Genomic DNA, 18354 nt, shown 5'->3' on the forward strand with positions numbered 1-18354 from the left:
GGAGGAGCAAGCGATGTCGAGCTCGGCCCAGCACACCCGATTCGCGCCCGATCGCGGCCTGACCGGCCGGATGGTCGGGACCATGTTCGTGATCGGGCTCTTGTACGTCGGTTTCACCGGCCTGCTGATCGTGCTGCTGCGCGGGGCCTGGCCGCTGATCGTCCTGATCTCGGGCGGGCTGTTCGTGGCCCAGTTCTGGTTCAGCGACAAGATCACCGAGCGGGCGATGGGCGCCCGCCAGGTGTCCCCCGAGGAGTACCCGCAGCTGCACGGCACCATCGACCGGCTCTGCGCCCTCGCCGACATGCCCAAGCCCCGGGTGGCGGTCGCCGACAACGACATGCCGAACGCCTTCGCCACCGGCCGCAACCCGCAGAACGCCGTGGTGTGCGTCACCACCGGACTGCTGCGCCGGCTGGAGCCCGAGGAGCTGGAGGGCGTCCTCGCGCACGAGCTCTCGCACGTCGCCCACCGGGACGTCGCCGTGATGACGATCGCCGGGTTCCTCGGCGTCCTCGCCGGGGCGATGACCCGGATCGCCGTGTACGGCGGGTTCATGGGCGGCGGCGGGCGCAACAACAACGACCAGAACGCGGCCATCGCCGCGCTGGTCATCCCGCTGGTGTCGATCGTCGTCTACGCGATCAGCTTCCTGCTCACCCGGCTGCTGTCCCGCTACCGGGAGCTCGCCGCCGACCGCGCCGCCGCCCAGCTCACCGGCCGGCCCAGCGCGCTCGCCTCGGCGCTCACCAAGGTCACCGGGCAGATCGCCGCGATCCCCACGCAGGACCTGCGCAAGGCGCAGCCCTACAACGCCTTCTACTTCGCCCCGGCGCTGAGCGCCAAGGAGACCGCCTCCCAGCTGCTCTCCACCCACCCGACGCTGGAGAAGCGGCTGGAGCAGCTGGCGAAGATCTCCGCCCAGCTCGGCCGCTGAGCCGCTTCGGCCGCTGACCCCCTTCGCGAGAGGACTGCTGTGGGATTCCTGGACGCCCTGTTCGGCCGCACCAAGCCCGTCAAGCCCGACCTCGACCAGCTGTTCGGCATCCCGTCGGCCGCGCTCACCCTGGAGGCCGGCGCCGGGTTCACGCCCACCGGGCTCGGCTCGGTGTGCTTCGCGGCCGTCGAGGGCGGCGCGTTCGTCCAGGTCGAACAGCAGGTGCGGGCGCTGCTGGACGCCGACACCGAGCGCGGCGGCGTCCCGGTGGAGGCGTCCAAGGACGGCTACGGCTACTCGTGGCTGCTCGCCCGGCACACCCCCGAGGAGCTGCCGGAGCTGGTGAACGACCTGCACGCGGTCAACAGCGAGCTGGAGGCGAACGGCTTCGGGCCGCAGTTGCTCTGCTCTCTGGTCGGCTTCCGGAACGGGGAGGGCCAGTCCCTGGCGCTGGTCTACCTCTACAAGCGCGGCACCTTCTACCCGTTCGCGCCGATGCCCGGCGGCGGGGAGCGGCGCAACAGCCCGCTGGAGCTGCAGATCAACGCGATGCTGGGGAACGACCTGCGGCTGGAGAAGGACCTGAGCCGCTGGTTCCCGGTGTGGGGCGCGCCCGGCCTCTGACGAGCCGTCGTCGCCACTTACCTATAGTCACCTGCATGCGCAGCCGCCAGTACGGACCCGACCTGACCCCGCCGTGGAAGTGGAAGAGGCAACAGCCCGCCCCGGAGGTGCCCGCCGAGCGGGACCTGGTGGTCGAGGAGGCGGCGACCGGCTTCTGCGGGGCGGTGGTGCGCTGCGAGAAGACGGCGGAGGGGTTCACCGTCACCCTGGAGGACCGTTTCGGCAAGCACCGGGTGTTCCCGATGGTGCCGCGCGGCTTCCTGCTGGAGGGCAGGGCCGTCACGCTGGTCCGCCCGGCCGGCCCGGCGCCGGCCAGGGCGCCCGGCCGCACCGCCTCCGGCTCCGTCGCCGTCCCCGGCGCCCGCGCGCGGGTGGCCCGCGAGTCGCGGATCTACGTCGAGGGCCGGCACGACGCCGAACTGGTCGAGCGGGTCTGGGGCGACGACCTGCGGATCGAGGGCGTCGTCGTCGAGTACCTGGAGGGCGTGGACGACCTCCCCGCGATCGTCGCCGACTTCGCCCCCGGCCCCGGCCGCCGCCTCGGCGTCCTGGTCGACCACCTGCTCCCCGGCACCAAGGAGCACCGCATCGCCGCCCGGGTCACCGGCGAGAGCGTCCTGGTCGTCGGCCACCCCTACATCGACATCTGGCAGGCCGTGAAGCCGTCGTCCGTCGGCATCCCGGCATGGCCGGCCGTCCCCCGCGGCGAGGTGTGGAAGGAGGGAGTCTGCCGCCGCCTCGGCTGGCCTGTCGACACCCCCGCCGCCTGGAAGCACATCCTCTCGAAGGTCGGCTCCTACAAGGACCTGGAGCCTGAACTCCTCGGCCGCGTCGAGGAGTTGATCGACTTCGTGACCGTCCCCGGTCAGGCGTAGGCCCTCCCTCCGACGGCCGGCACCGCGTCGACGAACCTCAGTCCACCAGGTCACGCACGACCGCGTCCGCCAGGAGGCGGCCCTGGAGGGTCAGGGTCGCGCGGCCGTTCTCGTAGGACTCGGGGGCGAGGAGGCCGCTCGCGAGGGCTTCGGCGGCGGCCTTGCGGGCGGTGTCGGTGAGGAGGGTGAGCGGGATGCCCCCGACGAGGCGGAGTTCGAGGAGGATGCGCTCGACGCGGCGGTCCTCGTCCGTCAGGACCTCGCGGGCCAGGGCGGGGGTGCGGCCCTCGGCGAGGGCCTGGGCGTAGGCGGCGGGGTGCTTGGCGTTCCACCAGCGGACGCCGCCGACGTGGCTGTGCGCGCCGGGGCCGGCGCCCCACCAGTCGGCGCCGGTCCAGTACAGCTCGTTGTGGCGGCAGCGGCCCTCGGGGGTGGTCGCCCAGTTGGAGACCTCGTACCAGTGGTAGCCCGCGGCGGCGAGCGCCTCCTCGGCGATCAGGTAGCGGTCGGCGTGGACGTCGTCGTCGATCATCGGGAGCTCGCCGCGCCTGACGCGGGCGGCGAGGCGGGTGCCCTCCTCGACGATCAGCGAGTAGGCGGAGACGTGGTCGGGCCCGGCGCCGATGGCGGCGTCCAGGGAGGCCCGCCAGTCGTCGTCGGACTCGCCGGGGGTGCCGTAGATGAGGTCGAGGTTGACGTGCTCGAAGCCGGCCGCGCGGGCCTCGGCGACGCAGGCCTCGGGGCGGCCCGGGGTGTGGTGGCGGTCGAGCAGCCGCAGCACGTGCGGGCGGGCGCTCTGCATGCCGAAGGAGATCCGGTTGTAGCCGCCCTCGCGCAGCTCGGCGAGGTAGGCCGGGCCGACGGACTCCGGGTTGGCCTCGGTGGTCACCTCGGCGCCCTCGGCGAGCCCGAACTCGTCGCGCAGCGCGGCGAGCATCCGCACCAGGTCGCGGGCGGGCAGCAGGGTCGGGGTGCCGCCGCCGAGGAAGACGGTCTCCACCGGGAGGTCCGCGTCGCCCAGGACGCGGCGGGCGAGCCGGATCTCGGCGATCACGTTGTCGGCGTACGTCTCCTGGGACGCGACGGCCCCCGAGGAGCGCAGCTCGGTGGCCGTGTAGGTGTTGAAGTCGCAGTAGCCGCAGCGGCTGGCGCAGTACGGCACGTGCAGGTAGAAGCCGAACGGCCGTGTCCCGAGCCCGTCGAGGGCGTGCGCGGGCAGGGAACCGTCGGACGGCACCGGATCGCCGTCGGGGAGTGCGGAGGGCATGACCCCATTGTCCCGTACGGCCCGGGGAACCCCGCGGGCCGTACGGGACGGGGGCGGGCTCAGGCCTCGTTGGCCCCCGCGTACATCGCGGTCACGGCGTCCGCGTACGTCCGCTCGACCACCGGGCGCTTGATCTTCAGGCTCGGGGTGAGCTCGCCGTGCTCGACGTCGAGGTCGCGCGGCAGCAGGTGGAACTTCTTGATCGTCTGCCAGCGCTGGAGGCCGGCGTTGAGCTTCTTCACGAAGCCCTCGATCAGCTCGTGCACCTGCGGATCGGCGGTCACCTCGGCGTAGGACTTGCCCGCCAGGCCGTGCTCGGCGGCCCACGGCATGATCACGGCCTCGTCCAGGCCGATCAGCGCGGTGCAGTAGTTGCGGCCGTTGCCGATCACCAGGATGTTGCTGACGAACGGGCACACCGCCTTGAACTTGCCCTCGACCTCGCTCGGCGCGACGTACTTGCCGCCGGAGGTCTTGAACAGGTCCTTCTTGCGGTCGGTGATCCGCAGGAAGCCGTCCGCGCTGAGCTCGCCGATGTCCTCGGTGTGGAACCAGCCGTCCGGCTCCAGCACCTCGGCGGTCTTCTCCGGCAGGTTGTGGTAGCCGCGCATCACGCCCGGACCGCGCAGCAGGATCTCGCCGTCCTCCGCGATCCGGACCTCGGTGCCCGGCAGCGGGCGGCCCACCGTGCCGATCCGGACGTCCTCCTTGCGGTTGACGCAGGAGCCGGCGCTGGTCTCGCTCAGGCCGTAGCCCTCCAGGATCGGGACGCCGGCACCGAGGAAGAAGTAGCCGATCTCGGGGGCCAGCGCCGCGCTGCCGGAGACGGCGCCGCGCAGGCGCCCGCCGAAGGCGGCGCGGATCTTCGCGTACACCAGCTTGTCGGCGACCGCGTGCTGCGCCCGCAGGGCGAACGGCGCGCCGTCCACCCCGGTGGCGATCCGGTTCTCCTGGGTGACCCGGGCGTACTCGCGGGCGACCCCGGCGGCCCAGCGGAAGATCTTGTACTTCGCGCCGCCCTCGGCCCGGGCCCGGCCGGCGATGCCGTTGTAGACCTTCTCGAAGATGCGCGGCGCGGACGCCATGACGGTCGGCCGGATGGCCGGCAGGTTGTGGATGATCCGGTCCACCCGGCCGTCCACCGCCATCACGTGGCCCGTGGCGATCTGGCCGGAGATCAGCGTCTTGCCGAACACGTGCGACAACGGCAGCCACATGAACTGGACGTCGTCCGGGCCGAGCAGCCCGCTCGCCTCCTGGGCGCGGGCCTCGTACGCCCAGCAGTCGTGCACCAGGCGCACGCCCTTGGGGCGGCCGGTGGTGCCCGAGGTGTAGATCAGGGTGGCCAGCTGCTCCTTGTCGAGCGTGGCGACGGTCTTCTCGACGGCGTCCGGGTGCTCCTCCAGGTACGCGGCGCCGCGCTCCTCCAGCTCCGCCAGGGTGATCAGGTCGAGCCCGGCCGTCTCGGGCGCCACGGCGGGGGCGTCGAAGAGGACGACGGTGCGCAGCTCGGGCAGCTGCTCGATCTGCTCGACGGCCTTGGCGAGCTGTCCGGCGTTCTCCGCGAACAGCGCCCTGGAGCCGGAGTCGGCGAGGATGAAGGCCGTCTCGTCGGCGTTGGTGCTCGGGTAGACGGTCGTGGTGGCCGCGCCCGCGCACATGTTGCCGAGGTCGGCGATGATCCACTCCAGCCGGGTGGAGGAGGCCAGCGCGACCCGGTCCTCCGGCTGGATGCCGAGCGCCATCAGGCCGGCGGCCACCGCCTTGACCCGGACCGCGGTCTGCGCCCAGGTGAGCGAACGCCACTGCTCGGCGCCGGGCGCGCTGTCCGCGGCGTGCTCGTCGACGGGGGCGGGGTAGCGGTAGGCCTCGGCGTTGGGGGTCGCGGCGACCCGCTCCAGGAACAGGTGGGCAACGGAGGCGGGACGCCCGGCGACGATGTCGGCACTGCCGGAGTCGATCAGGGACTGCGCGGAACTCAACGAGGACCTCCGGGGGCGGGTGGCCGTCTGAGGGATCTGTCGCGGCGCCCGTGGGGGCGGTCGCCGGGCCCCCGTTACGCGTGCGGTACCGGTGAGTAACAAGGGGGCAATCAGCAGCCTAGGGGGAAACCGGTCATTCCGTAAGGGGGTCTACCCAGCCGGCACGCCTCCGTAGCACCCGTGCCCGCTCGTCACACGGCCCGTGAACCCCGCAACCCGGCCCGCCGGACGGTTCTGCAAAGGACTGGACAAACCTCATGTCCCGACCCCGGGAATCGACTGTACGAGTGCACGAAGGACCGAGAATTGGGATGCGAATCCACCCGCCGACGACAAGAGTGTGCAAGTGCTGATCAGACTGCTCAGGGCGTACCTGCGCCCGTACTCCCGACCGATCGCCCTGCTGGTGCTCCTCCAGCTCGTGTCGACCCTCGCAGCGCTCTACCTGCCCACGCTCAACGCCGACATCATCGACAGCGGCGTCGTCAAGGGCGACACCGACTACATCCTGCGGCTCGGCGCCGTGATGATCGGCATCACCCTCGTCCAGGCGCTGTGCTCGATCGGCGCCGTCTACTACGGCGCGCACACCGCCATGGCCTTCGGACGCGACGTGCGCGCCGCCGTCTTCGACCGGGTGCAGAGCTTCTCCGCCCGCGAGGTCGGCCACTTCGGCGCCCCCTCGCTGATCACCCGCACCACCAACGACGTCCAGCAGGTCCAGATGCTGGCCCTGATGAGCTTCACCCTCATGGTCGCCGCACCGATCATGTGCGTCGGCGGCATCATCATGGCCCTCAACCAGGACGTGCCGCTGTCCGGCCTGCTGCTCGCCGTCATCCCCCTCCTCGGCGCCGTCGTCCTCCTGCTCGTCCGCTCGCTGCGCCCCAAGTTCCGCAGCATGCAGGAGCGGATCGACACCGTGAACCGCGTGCTGCGCGAGCAGATCACCGGCATCCGCGTCATCCGCGCCTTCGTCAAGGACGACCACGAGCAGGCCCGCTTCGGCGACGCCAACGGCGACCTCACCCGGGTCGCGCTCCAGGTCGGCCGGCTGATGTCGTTCATGTTCCCGGCCGTCATGCTCGTCGTGAACGTCTCCAGCGTCGCCGTCCTCTGGTTCGGCGCCCACCGGATCGACAGCGGCGGCATGGAGATCGGCGCACTCACCGCCTTCCTCTCCTACCTCATGCAGATCCTCATGAGCGTCATGATGGCCACCTTCATGTTCATGATGGTGCCGCGCGCCGAGGTCTGCGCCGAGCGCATCGACGAGGTCCTCGGCACCTCCTCCAGCGTCGCGCCGCCCGCCGCACCCGTCACCGAGATCCCGCGCCGCGGCAACCTGGAGCTGCGCGACGTCGACTTCCACTACCCCGGCGCCGAAGCCCCCGTGCTGCGCGGCATCCGCATCACCGCCCGCCCCGGCGAGACCACCGCCGTCATCGGCTCCACCGGCAGCGGCAAGTCCACCCTGCTCGGCCTCGTGCCCCGGCTCTTCGACGCCACCTCCGGACAGGTCCTGCTCGACGGCGTCGACGTCCGCGAACTCGCCCCCGAGACGATCGCCGAGAGCGTCGGCCTCGTCCCGCAGAAGCCCTACCTGTTCACCGGCACCGTCGCCAGCAACCTCCGCTACGGCCGGCCCGACGCCACCGACGAGGAGCTCTGGCACGCCCTCGAGATCGCCCAGGCCAAGGACTTCGTCGAGAAGCTGCCCGAGGGCCTCGACGCCCCCATCGCCCAGGGCGGCAGCAACGTCTCCGGCGGCCAGCGCCAGCGCCTCGCCATCGCCCGCGCCCTCGTCCGCAAACCCGACGTCTACCTGTTCGACGACTCCTTCTCCGCGCTCGACTACGCCACCGACGCCCGGCTGCGCAAGGCCCTCGCCCACGAGACCTCCGACGCCACCGTCCTGATCGTCGCCCAGCGCGTCTCCACCATCCGCGACGCCGACCGCATCATCGTCCTCGACGAGGGCGCCGTCGTCGGCAGCGGCACCCACCGCGAGCTCATGGCCGGCAACCCGACCTACCGGGAGATCGTGCTCTCCCAGCTCACCGAGCAGGAGGCGGCGTGACCACCCCCCGCAAGCCCACCGCCCAGCAGCCGGCCACGAGTGCGGCGGCGCCCGCCCGGCTCCCCAGCGACTCCCAGGCCGCCGCCGCCCGCCGCGGCCCCGCCGGCCCCGGCCGCTTCATGGGCGGCCAGGGCACCGAGAAGTCCATGGACTTCAAGGGCTCCGGCAAGCGGCTGCTCGGCCTGCTGCGCCCCGAACGCCCCCTGCTCGCCGGGGTCCTGGGCCTCGGCGTGCTCAGCATCGGCTGCGCCGTCACCGGCCCCAAGGTCCTCGGCCACGCCACCGACCTGATCTTCGCCGGCGTCGTCGGCGCCCGCTTCGAGCCGGGCACCTCCAAGGCCCAGGTCGTCGAGGGCCTGCGCGCCCACGGCCAGGGCGGCATCGCCGACCTGCTCTCCTCCGTCGACTTCGCCCCCGGCCAGGGCATGGACTTCGACGCCATCGGCACCGTCCTGCTCTGGGTGCTCGCGATCTACGTCGCCTCCGCCCTGTTCGGCATCGTCCAGGGCCGCCTCGCCACCAAGGCCATCCAGCGGGCCGGCTACCGGCTGCGCCAGGACGTCGAGGCCAAACTCGCCCGCCTGCCGCTGAGTTACTTCGACAAGCAGCCGCGCGGCGAGGTGCTCAGCCGGGTCACCAACGACATCGACAACATCAGCCAGTCGATGCAGCAGACCCTGGGACAGGTCGTCAACTCGCTGCTCACCGTGGTCGGCGTGCTCGCGATGATGTTCTGGATCTCCCCGCTGCTCGCGCTGATCGCCCTGGTCTCCGTGCCGCTGTCGGTGGTCGTCGCCGCCAAGGTCGGCAAGCGGGCGCAGCCGCAGTTCGTCCAGCAGTGGGCCTCCACCGGCAAGTTGAACGCGCACATCGAGGAGATGTACACCGGGCACGCGCTGGTCAAGGTCTTCGGCCGGCAGCGCGAGTCCGCCGAGACGTTCCGCGAGCACAACGAGGCCCTGTTCGCCTCCAGCTTCCGCGCCCAGTTCATCTCCGGCATCATCCAGCCCGCGATGATGCTCATCGGCAACCTGCAGTACGTGCTGGTCGCCGTCGTCGGCGGCCTGCGGGTCGCCGGCGGCGCGCTGTCCATCGGCGACGTGCAGGCGTTCATCCAGTACTCGCGGCAGTTCAGCCAGCCGCTCACCCAGGTCGCCAGCATGGCCAACCTGGTGCAGTCCGGCGTCGCCTCCGCCGAGCGCGTCTTCGAACTGCTCGACGCACCCGAGCAGACCCCCGAGCCGGCCATGCCCGAGAAGCCGGACGTGGTCCACGGCCGCGTCTCCTTCCAGGACGTGTCCTTCCGCTACGACCCCGACAAGCCCCTCATCGAGGACCTCTCGCTCAAGGTCGAACCCGGCCAGACCGTCGCCATCGTCGGCCCCACCGGCGCCGGCAAGACCACCCTCGTCAACCTGCTGATGCGGTTCTACGAGGTCAGCGCCGGACGGATCACCCTCGACGGGGTCGACATCTCCGCGATGTCCCGCGAGGAACTGCGCTCCGGCATCGGCATGGTGCTCCAGGACACCTGGCTGTTCGGCGGCACCATCGCCGACAACATCGCCTACGGCGCCCAGGGAGCCACCCGCGAACAGGTCGTCGAGGCCGCCAAGGCCGCCCACGTCGACCGCTTCGTGCGCACCCTGCCGGACGGCTACGACACCGTCATCGACGACGAGGGCACCGGCGTCAGCGCGGGCGAGAAGCAGCTGATCACCATCGCCCGGGCGTTCCTCGCCCAGCCGTCCATCCTCGTCCTGGACGAGGCGACCAGCTCCGTCGACACCCGCACCGAGGTGCTCATCCAGCGGGCCATGGCCCGGCTGCGCACCGGGCGCACCAGCTTCGTCATCGCGCACCGCCTCTCGACCATCCGGGACGCCGACGTGATCCTCGTGATGGAGAACGGCTCGATCGTCGAGCAGGGCTCGCACGACGAGCTGATCGCGGCCGGCGGCGCGTACGCGCGCCTGTACCAGGCGCAGTTCGCGCAGGCCGTGGCCGAGGTGGACTGACCTCCCGTCAGGCAGGGAGCCGGGGCCGGGGACTCCCCCCGCCCCGGCTCTTCGCATTCCTCGCGGAGGGCGCTACCTTGGGCCCGTGATCGACGACCAGGCCCCGGACGCGTTCGAGGCGAACCGACGCTACCTGGGCTCGGTCGCCTACCGGCTGCTCGGCTCGTTCACCGACGCCGAGGACGTCCTCCAGGAGGCGTGGCTGCGCTGGCGCGCCACCGACCGCGCCGCCGTCGCCGACCCGCGGGCGTTCCTCACCACCGTCGTCACCAGGCTCTGCTACGACCAGCTCGGCTCCGCCCGGGCCCGCCGCGAGTCCTACGTCGGCGAGTGGCTGCCCGAGCCGTCCGTCTCCTACACGAGCACCCCCGACTCCCCCGCCGAGCTCGCCGAGCGCGGCGAATCCGTCTCGCTCGCGCTGCTCGCCGTCCTGGAGCAGCTCACCCCCGCCGAGCGGGCCGCGTTCGTGCTGCACGACGTCTTCGCGGTCGGCTTCGACGAGATCGGCGCCTCGCTCGACCGCACCCCCGACGCCGCCCGCCAGCTCGCCTCCCGGGCCCGCCGCCGCGTCAAGGACGGCGGCCGGCGCGCGAGCGCCGACCCGGCCGAGCACCGGCGCGCCGTCCAGGCCTTCGCCACCGCGGCCCTCGGCGGCGACCTCCAGGGGCTGATGGCCGTCCTCGACCCGGACGTGGTCTGGACCGCCGACGGCGGCGGCATCGTCCGCGCCGCCGCCCGCCCGATCCGCGGCGCCGACAAGGTGGCCCGCCTGATCGCCGGCTCGGTCGCGAAGTGGTTCACGCCGGACTCCCGGCTCGGCCTCGCCGTGGTCAACGGCGAGGCCGGCATGGTCTGGTACGACGCGGCCACCGGCGCCGTCGGCGGCGTGCTGGCCTTCACCGTCGCGGACGGCCGGATCACCGGGACGTACGTCGTGGTCAATCCCGAGAAACTCGCCCGCGTCACCCCGGTCGGGGTGTGACCACCGGCCTGTGACACAGGTCACCGTCACACTCCGGGCGGCCGCGCCGTCCCCTTGCCGAACCGCGCTTCACAACAGCGCACCTCGCAAGGAGGCGGACGAGATGAGCAGCACCACCACCGAGAAGCGGATCGTCGTCCTGGGTGCCGGCTACGCCGGACTCAGCACCGCCAAGGGCGCCGGCCGGCACCACGCCGTCACCCTGGTCGCGCCCGAGGAGCGGCTCCTCCACCGGGTCCGCCAGCACGAGACGGCGGCCGGCCACGAACGGGACTGGCCGGCCATCGACAGGCTCGCGCGCGGCCGGCGCATCGAGCACCGGCGCGCCAGGGCCGTCGAACTCGACCTCGACGGCCACAAGGTCCTGCTCGACGACGGCACCACCCTCGGCTACGACACCCTGGTCTACGCCCTCGGCAGCCGCACCGCCTGGCACGACGTCCCCGGCGCCGCCGAACACGCCTACTGCGCCGAACGGGCCGCCGACCTGCGCCGCCGGCTGCGCGACACCGACGAGCCCGGCACCCTCGCCGTCGTCGGCGGCGGCGCCACCGGCATCGAGCTGGCCACCGAACTCGCCGAGGCCCACCCGCGGTGGCGGGTGCGGATCGTCGCGACCGGCCAGGTCGGCGGCATCTACTCCGCCAAGGGCCGCGCCCACATCCGGCGCGTCCTCGACCGGCTCGGCGTGACCGTCCACGACAACGCCACCGTCACCGAGGTCACCCCCGCCGGGCTGCACACCACCACCGGCCCGATCGAGGCCGACGTCACCGTCTGGGCCGCCTCGATGGAGCCGCACCCGCTGGCCGCCGACGCCGGACTGGCCGTCGACGACCGCGGCCGGGCCGTGGTCGACGCGTACCTCCGGTCGGTGTCCCACCCGGACGTCCACGTCGTCGGCGACGCCGCCGCGGTGACCGTCCCCGGCACCGGCACCCTGCGGATGGGCTGCGCCACCGCCCTGCCGATGGGTCAGTACCTCGGCAAGCTGCTCGACGGGCGCACGGAGAAGCCCTTCGCGTACAAGTACGTCGTGCAGTGCCTGAGCCTCGGCCGGCAGGACGGGCTGCTCCAGCTGGTCCGCGGGGACGACTCGATGCGGCCCACCGTGCTCACCGGGGCGGCGGGGCGGCTGGCCAAGGCCGCGATCGTCGCCGGGGTGCTCGCGGCGCTCAAGTAGCCCTCCGGGGACGCGGAAGGGCCCGGGGCGCGCGCCCCGGGCCCTTCCTGCGGTACCGCTACTTCTTGTCCTTCGGCGGCTCGGCGTCGGTGGACAGCGCGGCGATGAAGGCCTCCTGCGGGACCTCCACGCGGCCGACCATCTTCATCCGCTTCTTGCCCTCCTTCTGCTTCTCCAGCAGCTTGCGCTTGCGCGAGATGTCGCCGCCGTAGCACTTGGCGAGGACGTCCTTGCGGATCGCGCGGACCGTCTCACGGGCGATCACCCGGGAGCCGATGGCCGCCTGGATCGGCACCTCGAACTGCTGGCGCGGGATGAGCTTCTGCAGCTTGCCCGCCATCATCACGCCGTAGTTGTAGGCCTTGTCCTTGTGCACGATCGCGGAGAACGCGTCGACCGCGTCGCCGTGCAGCAGGATGTCGACCTTGACCAGGTCGGCGGTCTGCTCGCCGATGGGCTCGTAGTCCAGCGAGGCGTAGCCGCGGGTCTTGGACTTCAGCTGGTCGAAGAAGTCGAAGACGATCTCCGCGAGCGGGAGGGTGTAGCGCAGCTCGACCCGGTCCTCGGAGAGGTAGTCCATGCCCTGCAGGCTGCCCCGGCGGGACTGGCACAGCTCCATGATCGCGCCGACGAACTCGTTGGGCGCGAGGATCGTGCCGCGCACGACCGGCTCGTACACCTCGGCGATCTTGCCGGACGGGAACTCGCTCGGGTTGGTGACGGTGTGCTCGGAGCCGTCCTCCATGATCACCCGGTAGATCACGTTCGGGGCGGTGGAGATCAGGTCGAGGTTGAACTCGCGCTCCAGGCGCTCCCGGATGATCTCCAGGTGGAGCAGGCCGAGGAAGCCGCAGCGGTAGCCGAAGCCGAGCGCGACCGAGGTCTCCGGCTCGTACACCAGGGCGGCGTCGTTCAGGCGCAGCTTGTCCAGGGCGTCGCGCAGCAGCGGGTAGTCCGAGCCGTCCAGCGGGTAGAGGCCGGAGAACACCATCGGGCGCGGGTCCTTGTAACCGCCGAGCGGCTCGGTGGCGCCCTTGTGCTGCGAGGTGATCGTGTCACCGACCTTGGACTGCCGGACGTCCTTCACACCGGTGATGATGTAACCCACCTCGCCGACGCCGAGGCCGTCGGCGACCTTCGGCTCGGGCGAGATGACACCGATCTCCAGCAGCTCGTGGGTCGCGCCGGTCGACATCATCGCGATGCGCTCGCGCTTGGTCAGCTGGCCGTCCACGACACGGACGTAGGTGACCACGCCGCGGTAGGCGTCGTACACCGAGTCGAAGATCATCGCGCGGGCCGGGGCGTCCTTGACGCCGACCGGGGCCGGGATGGTGTTGACGATGTGGTCCAGCAGGTCCTCGACGCCGAGGCCGGTCTTGGCGCTGACCTGGAGCACGTCGGAGGGGTCACAGCCGATGATGTGCGCGATCTCGGCGGCGTACTTCTCCGGCTGGGCGGCCGGCAGGTCGATCTTGTTGAGCACCGGGATGATCGTGAGGTCGTTCTCCAGCGCCAGGTACAGGTTGGCGAGGGTCTGTGCCTCGATGCCCTGGGCCGCGTCGACGACCAGGATGGTGCCCTCGCACGCGGCGAGGGAGCGGGACACCTCGTACGTGAAGTCCACGTGGCCGGGGGTGTCGATCATGTTGAGGATGTGCGTCGTCCCGGCGTCAGGCCCGGTCTTCGGCGCCCACGGGAGGCGGACCGCCTGCGACTTGATGGTGATGCCGCGCTCACGCTCGATGTCCATGCGGTCGAGGTACTGGGCGCGCATCTGCCGGGGGTCGACGACGCCGGTGATCTGCAGCATCCGGTCTGCGAGCGTCGACTTGCCGTGGTCGATGTGGGCGATGATGCAGAAGTTGCGGATCAGCGCCGGGTCGGTACGGCTGGGCTCTGGCACATTGCTGGGGGTCGCGGGCACCTTGGTCCGATTCTCCGTTGGTCCGGGGCCGGGGGTGTCCGGGTCATCGCTGACCGGCTTCCCGGGGGACCGGACAGTCTCGTCCGATCGAAATAGTTCCTCCCATCTTCCCACGATCCCGGCGCGGGCCGCCGTTCGGTCCGGCCGGGGTCACCGGAGCGGGTCTTCCCACCGCATGCGGGGCGGCGCCAGGATGGCGCCCCATGATCCTGGAAAGCGCCCTGCTCGACGTCCTGCCCGGCCGGGAGGACGAGTTCCTCGCCGCCTTCGCCGAGGCCCGGCCACTGATCGCCGTCCAGCGCGGCTTCCGCTCGCTGCGGCTGCGGCGCTGCCTCGACGAGGGACGCGGCTCGCGCTTCCTGCTCCAGGTCGAGTGGGAGACGCTCGCCGACCACACCGAGGGCTTCCGCGGCTCGGCCGAGTACGAACGCTGGCGGGAGCTGCTGCACCGGTTCTACCGGCCCTTCCCGGAGGTCGAGCACTACGGCGAGCCGGTGCTCAGCGCCTGACCGGACCCGCGGTGACGCCCGCCCGGTTTGGGGCGGCGAGCGGGCCCCTGGTAGCGTGGGCTGCTGCACCCGGCCTCGGCATGCCCTCTCAGCTGGACCGACGGCCACCAGGTGCGCCCGTTCAATACCTTTTAGACAAGACTGAGGCTCCTTCGTGGCGAACATCAAGTCCCAGATCAAGCGCAACAAGACCAACGAGAAGGCGCGCCTGCGCAACAAGGCCGTCAAGTCCTCGCTGAAGACCGCCCTGCGCAAGGCCCGTGAGGCCGCTGCCGCCGGCGAGACCGAGAAGGCCGTCGTGCTGGCCCGCGCCGCCTCCAAGGCGCTGGACAAGGCCGTGAGCAAGGGCGTCATCCACGCCAACCAGGCCGCCAACAAGAAGTCGGCCATCACCAAGCGCGTCAACACCGCCGCCCAGGCCTGACGCCCCCGGGGGCCACTGTGCCCCCAACGCCTCAGGGCGACCCGGCCCTCTACCCGGACCCCTGAGACGCGCGAGACTCGCACCGCACGCGGCCTGCGTTCGCCACGCGGGTGCGGTGCACCCAGCAGTACGGCAGGCGCCGTGGCTCGCCTCTTCCCCAGAGGCCGGCTACGGCGCCTGTTGCGTTTGGCGGGGTGGGGCCGGTGCGGTTGCTGCGGCTTGTGGAGTTGGTGCGGCTTGTGGCACAGGGACGTGGGGCCTGGGGGCACAGGGCGCAGTGACGCGATGGCGTGGGAGCGCGGGGACGTTCGAGACGCCCCCGCCGGGCGCTGCCGCTGTGCGCCGCGCGCTGCTCAGTACGCCGGGCGGTTGCCCGCCCGGGCGGCACGGGCGACGGCGACCACCGCGCGCTCCAGGGCGAAGGCCGGGTCGTCCGAGCCCCCCTTGACCGCCGCGTCCGCCTGCGCGATCGCCGTCAGCGCGACGGCCACGCCGTCGCCCGTCCAGCCGCGCATCTGCTGGCGGACCCGGTCGACCTTCCACGGCGGCATGCCCAACTCGCGGGCCAGATCGGCCGGGCGCATGTTCCGCCCGGCGCTGGCCAACCGCCCGATGCTGCGCACGCCGGACGCCAGCGCGTAGGTGATGCCGGTCGGCGGCTGTCCGACCGCCAGCGCCCAGCGCAGCCGCTCCAGGGCCTCCGCCGCACGACCGGTGACGGCCAGGTCCGCCACCTCGAACCCGGTGGCCTCGGCCCGACCGCTGTAGTAGCGGGCCACGACGGTCTCGTCGATCGTGCCCTCGACGTCCGAGGTGAGCTGGCTGCACGCGGCGGCCAGCTCGCGCAGGTCGCTGCCGAGCGCGTCGAGCAGGGCCTGGCAGGCCTCCGGGGTCGCGGAGCGCCCGAGCGTGCGGAACTCGCCCTTGACGAAGGCCAGTCGCTCGCTCGCCTTGGCCAGCTTGGCGCAGGCCACCTCCCGACCGCCCGCCTTGCGCCCCGCGTCCAACAGGCCCTTGCCCTTGGCGCCGCCCGCGTGCACCAGCACCATGATCACTTCGTCGGCCGGGGCCTCGATGTACGCCTTGACCTCCTTCACGGAGTCGGCGGAGAGATCCTGGGCGGCCCTGACCACGATGACCTTGCGCTCGGCGAACAGCGACGGCGTCGTCAGCTCGGCGAGACTGCCGGGCTGGAGCCCGCCGGGCGGGATGTCCCGCACGTCGGTGTCCGGATCCGCCACCTTCGCCGCCGCCACCACCTGGGCGACCGCGCGGTCGAGCAGCAGCTCCTCCTGGCCGACCGCGAGGGTCAGCGGGGCGAGCAGGTCGTCGGGTGCACTCTTCCTGGCCATCCCCACCAGCATCCCACGGAGCACGGACAGCCCCGGCCGGACCTGCGCACCCACCACCGCCGGCGGACCTGGACAATGAGCCGGTGACCGAAGACCACACCACCGACCAGCCGGACGTCGACGACCCGCACGCCCGGCAACTGCTCGTCCTGCCCGACCGCGACGCCGCCGAGGAGGCCGCGGAAGAGCTCGCCGCCACCCAGTCCGACCTCGGCGAGCTGGAGATCGTCCGTGACGCCCTGGCCGGCGAGGACGACGCCGAGGACGCCCAGTGGCTGGTCGTCGTCGAACCCCCGGAGGACGGCTGGACCCCGGCCCGGCTGCGCGCCCTCGACGCGCTCGCCGCCGAGTGCGACGGCTGGCGCGAGGAGGGCTGACTCGTGGCGCGCGCCGCCCTGGCCCCGGAAAACTCCCCCGCCGGGAGTTGACGGACGGTCAGGGCGGCGCTTTGCTTCAGAGACGGTGGCGATGAAGCGCGGGCGGCTTGATGTCATGACCCTGACATCAATTCCCGTGCTCCTTGCTCCCTGCTCCCTGCTCCCGCGCCCGCTTCTCCACCCGCCCCCACACGACACCCCCACGACTCCGGAGGCCCCATGGCCAGGAAGCGTTCCACCGCCCTCGCGGCCGGTACCGTTGTGGCACTCACCGCGCTCGCCCTGTCCGTCGTGCCGAGCGCGACGGCCCGGAACACCCACCGGTCCAGCGCCCGGAACGTCTTCGTCTACCGCGTCCCCACCCACTCCGCGGCAGACGCCCAGACGCTCACGGAAGCAGGCTTCGACCTGCTCGAACACCGGCAGAACGACGACCTGTTCGTCCTCGGCGACACCCGCGACGGCACCCGGCTGCGGCTCCTCGGCTTCGTACCGACGATCGAACAGGCGATGCCCGATCCAGCCCAGGCGCCGCTCCAACTCCGGCCCAGGAGCGGTCAAGTGGCCGCGGGCAACCCGAACGAGACGTACGACGGCGGCTACCACACCGTCAACGCCCACTACGCCCACCTCGACCAAGTCGCCTCCCAGCACCCGGACCTGGCAACCGTGGTGGCGTACGGCCAGTCCTGGCGCAAGCAGAACGGGCGACCGGGCGGCTACGACCTCAAGGCCGTCTGCATCACCAAGCGCACGGGAAGCGACTGCTCGCTCTCGCCGAACTCGGCCAAGCCCCGGTTCTTCCTGATGAGCCAGATCCACGCCCGCGAGATAACCACCGGTGAGATGTCGTGGCGCTGGATCGACTACCTCACCGGCGGCTACGGCACCGACCAGGACGTCACCGCGCTCCTCGACTCCACCGAGGTCTGGGTCGTACCGATCGCCAACCCCGACGGCGTCGACATCGTCCAGCAGGGCGGCGACAACCCGCTCTACCAGCGCAAGAACGCCGACGACTCGAACGGCTCCGCCTGCGACTTCTCCGGCCAGATCGGCGTCGACCTCAACCGCAACGCCGACACCCACTGGGGCGGACTCGGCACCTCGACCGACCCGTGCTCCGAGGTCTACCTCGGGCCGCAGGCCGACTCGGAGGTCGAGAACACCGCCCTGGAGGGGCTGTTCCGCAGCCTCTACCCCGCCGTACGCGGCCCGGGCGACACCGATCCCGCCCCGGCGGACACCCGCGGGATCATGATCACCCTGCACAGCGACGCCAGCATGGTCATCTTCCCGTGGGCCCACGACCACACCGTCCACACCGGCAACGACGCCGCCCTCCGCGCCCTGGCCGGCAAACTCGGCGCCCTCACCAACTACCAGTCCGGCCAGGCCGGCGAGATCCTCTACGACGCCGCCGGCGGCACCGACGACTGGGTCTACGACAAGCTCGGGACCGCCAGCTTCACCATCGAGGTCGGCGACAGCGACTTCCGCGGCTGCTCCGGCTTCACGCCCGCCTACTCCTGCCAGGACTCCTACTTCTGGCCCAAGATGAAACCCGCCCTGATGTACGCCGCCACCCACGCCCAGGCTCCGTACACAACCACGGCGACCGACGACTGAGCCCCCGCACACAGCGCTCCAGGCCGCCCGGAGTACTGCGACTGCGGGCCCTTGACCCTTCGGCGCATCGGAGCCTTCACGCTCTTCCAGCGGCGGCGCGCCGGCGCGCCCCCGGCGCCCCCGCCCCCCGCCGGCCCCCCCCCCCCCCCCCCCCCCCCCCCCCCCCCCCCCCCCCCCCCCCCCCCCCC

The 18354-nt window shown here is 72.0% G+C and carries 15 protein-coding genes; 11 read left to right on the forward strand and 4 right to left on the reverse strand.

The window, feature by feature from the left end; all coding sequences use genetic code 11:
- Positions 1–13: 13 nt before the first annotated feature.
- From htpX to ACWCXH_RS18130, 3 genes are read left to right on the forward strand one after another with little or no spacing between them, the layout of a single operon-like run.
- Complete coding sequence (gene htpX, locus ACWCXH_RS18120; protein ID WP_449802403.1) at positions 14–937, forward strand: zinc metalloprotease HtpX; 924 nt, start codon at positions 14–16, stop codon at positions 935–937.
- A gap of 39 nt (positions 938–976) precedes the next feature.
- Positions 977–1561, forward strand: a complete 585-nt coding sequence (gene pspAB, locus ACWCXH_RS18125; protein WP_449802404.1) for a PspA-associated protein PspAB — start codon at positions 977–979, stop codon at positions 1559–1561.
- Between the two features lie 35 nt (positions 1562–1596).
- Complete coding sequence (locus ACWCXH_RS18130; RefSeq protein WP_449802405.1) at positions 1597–2436, forward strand: DUF3097 domain-containing protein; 840 nt, start codon at positions 1597–1599, stop codon at positions 2434–2436.
- Positions 2437–2473: 37 nt separating this feature from the next.
- On the opposite strand, the gene hemW is transcribed toward ACWCXH_RS18130, so the two are convergent.
- Together hemW and ACWCXH_RS18140 are read right to left on the reverse strand one after the other, a co-directional pair.
- Positions 2474–3703 carry a radical SAM family heme chaperone HemW gene (gene hemW / locus ACWCXH_RS18135; protein ID WP_449802406.1) on the reverse strand — a complete coding sequence of 410 codons (1230 nt, stop codon included), beginning with the start codon at positions 3701–3703 and terminating at the stop codon, positions 2474–2476.
- A gap of 59 nt (positions 3704–3762) precedes the next feature.
- Positions 3763–5685, reverse strand: coding sequence for an AMP-dependent synthetase/ligase (locus tag ACWCXH_RS18140; protein ID WP_449802407.1), 1923 nt, complete (start codon positions 5683–5685; stop codon positions 3763–3765).
- Positions 5686–6031: 346 nt separating this feature from the next.
- Here ACWCXH_RS18140 and ACWCXH_RS18145 point away from each other — a divergent pair, with 346 nt between their 5' ends.
- The 4 genes from ACWCXH_RS18145 (at position 6032) to ACWCXH_RS18160 (ending at position 11948) form a co-directional block, all read left to right on the forward strand.
- Positions 6032–7765, forward strand: a complete 1734-nt coding sequence (locus tag ACWCXH_RS18145) for an ABC transporter ATP-binding protein (protein ID WP_449802408.1) — start codon at positions 6032–6034, stop codon at positions 7763–7765.
- A 119-nt stretch (positions 7766–7884) separates the two neighbouring features.
- Positions 7885–9783, forward strand: coding sequence for an ABC transporter ATP-binding protein (locus ACWCXH_RS18150; protein ID WP_449802422.1), 1899 nt, complete (start codon positions 7885–7887; stop codon positions 9781–9783).
- Between the two features lie 85 nt (positions 9784–9868).
- Entirely contained in the window at positions 9869–10765 is an 897-nt protein-coding gene (sigJ, locus tag ACWCXH_RS18155; RefSeq protein ID WP_449802409.1) for an RNA polymerase sigma factor SigJ, read from the forward strand.
- Positions 10766–10868: 103 nt separating this feature from the next.
- Complete coding sequence (locus ACWCXH_RS18160; protein WP_449802410.1) at positions 10869–11948, forward strand: NAD(P)/FAD-dependent oxidoreductase; 1080 nt, start codon at positions 10869–10871, stop codon at positions 11946–11948.
- 58 nt (positions 11949–12006) lie between these two features.
- Here ACWCXH_RS18160 and lepA read toward each other — a convergent pair whose 3' ends face one another.
- Positions 12007–13875 (reverse strand): translation elongation factor 4, encoded by a 1869-nt coding sequence (gene lepA, locus ACWCXH_RS18165; protein ID WP_449802411.1) that lies wholly within the window; start codon positions 13873–13875, stop codon positions 12007–12009.
- Between the two features lie 203 nt (positions 13876–14078).
- On the opposite strand from lepA, the gene ACWCXH_RS18170 reads away from it, so the two are divergent.
- Both ACWCXH_RS18170 and rpsT read left to right on the forward strand, forming a co-directional pair.
- Positions 14079–14384, forward strand: coding sequence for an antibiotic biosynthesis monooxygenase family protein (locus ACWCXH_RS18170; RefSeq protein WP_449802412.1), 306 nt, complete (start codon positions 14079–14081; stop codon positions 14382–14384).
- Positions 14385–14538: 154 nt separating this feature from the next.
- On the forward strand, positions 14539–14808 hold the full coding sequence (gene rpsT, locus ACWCXH_RS18175; RefSeq protein WP_329931122.1) for a 30S ribosomal protein S20: 270 nt from the start codon (positions 14539–14541) through the stop codon (positions 14806–14808).
- 353 nt (positions 14809–15161) lie between these two features.
- On the opposite strand, the gene holA is transcribed toward rpsT, so the two are convergent.
- Complete coding sequence (holA, locus tag ACWCXH_RS18180; protein WP_449802413.1) at positions 15162–16160, reverse strand: DNA polymerase III subunit delta; 999 nt, start codon at positions 16158–16160, stop codon at positions 15162–15164.
- Positions 16161–16243: 83 nt separating this feature from the next.
- Here holA and ACWCXH_RS18185 point away from each other — a divergent pair, with 83 nt between their 5' ends.
- Entirely contained in the window at positions 16244–16537 is a 294-nt protein-coding gene (locus ACWCXH_RS18185) for a hypothetical protein (protein WP_449802414.1), read from the forward strand.
- A gap of 219 nt (positions 16538–16756) precedes the next feature.
- The gene (locus ACWCXH_RS18190; RefSeq protein WP_449802415.1) at positions 16757–18166 is read left to right on the forward strand and encodes a M14 family zinc carboxypeptidase; all 1410 of its coding nucleotides are present in this window, start codon (positions 16757–16759) and stop codon (positions 18164–18166) included.
- Positions 18167–18354: the final 188 nt, after the last annotated feature.

The sequence above is a fragment of the Kitasatospora sp. NPDC001660 genome, assembly GCF_053596725.1.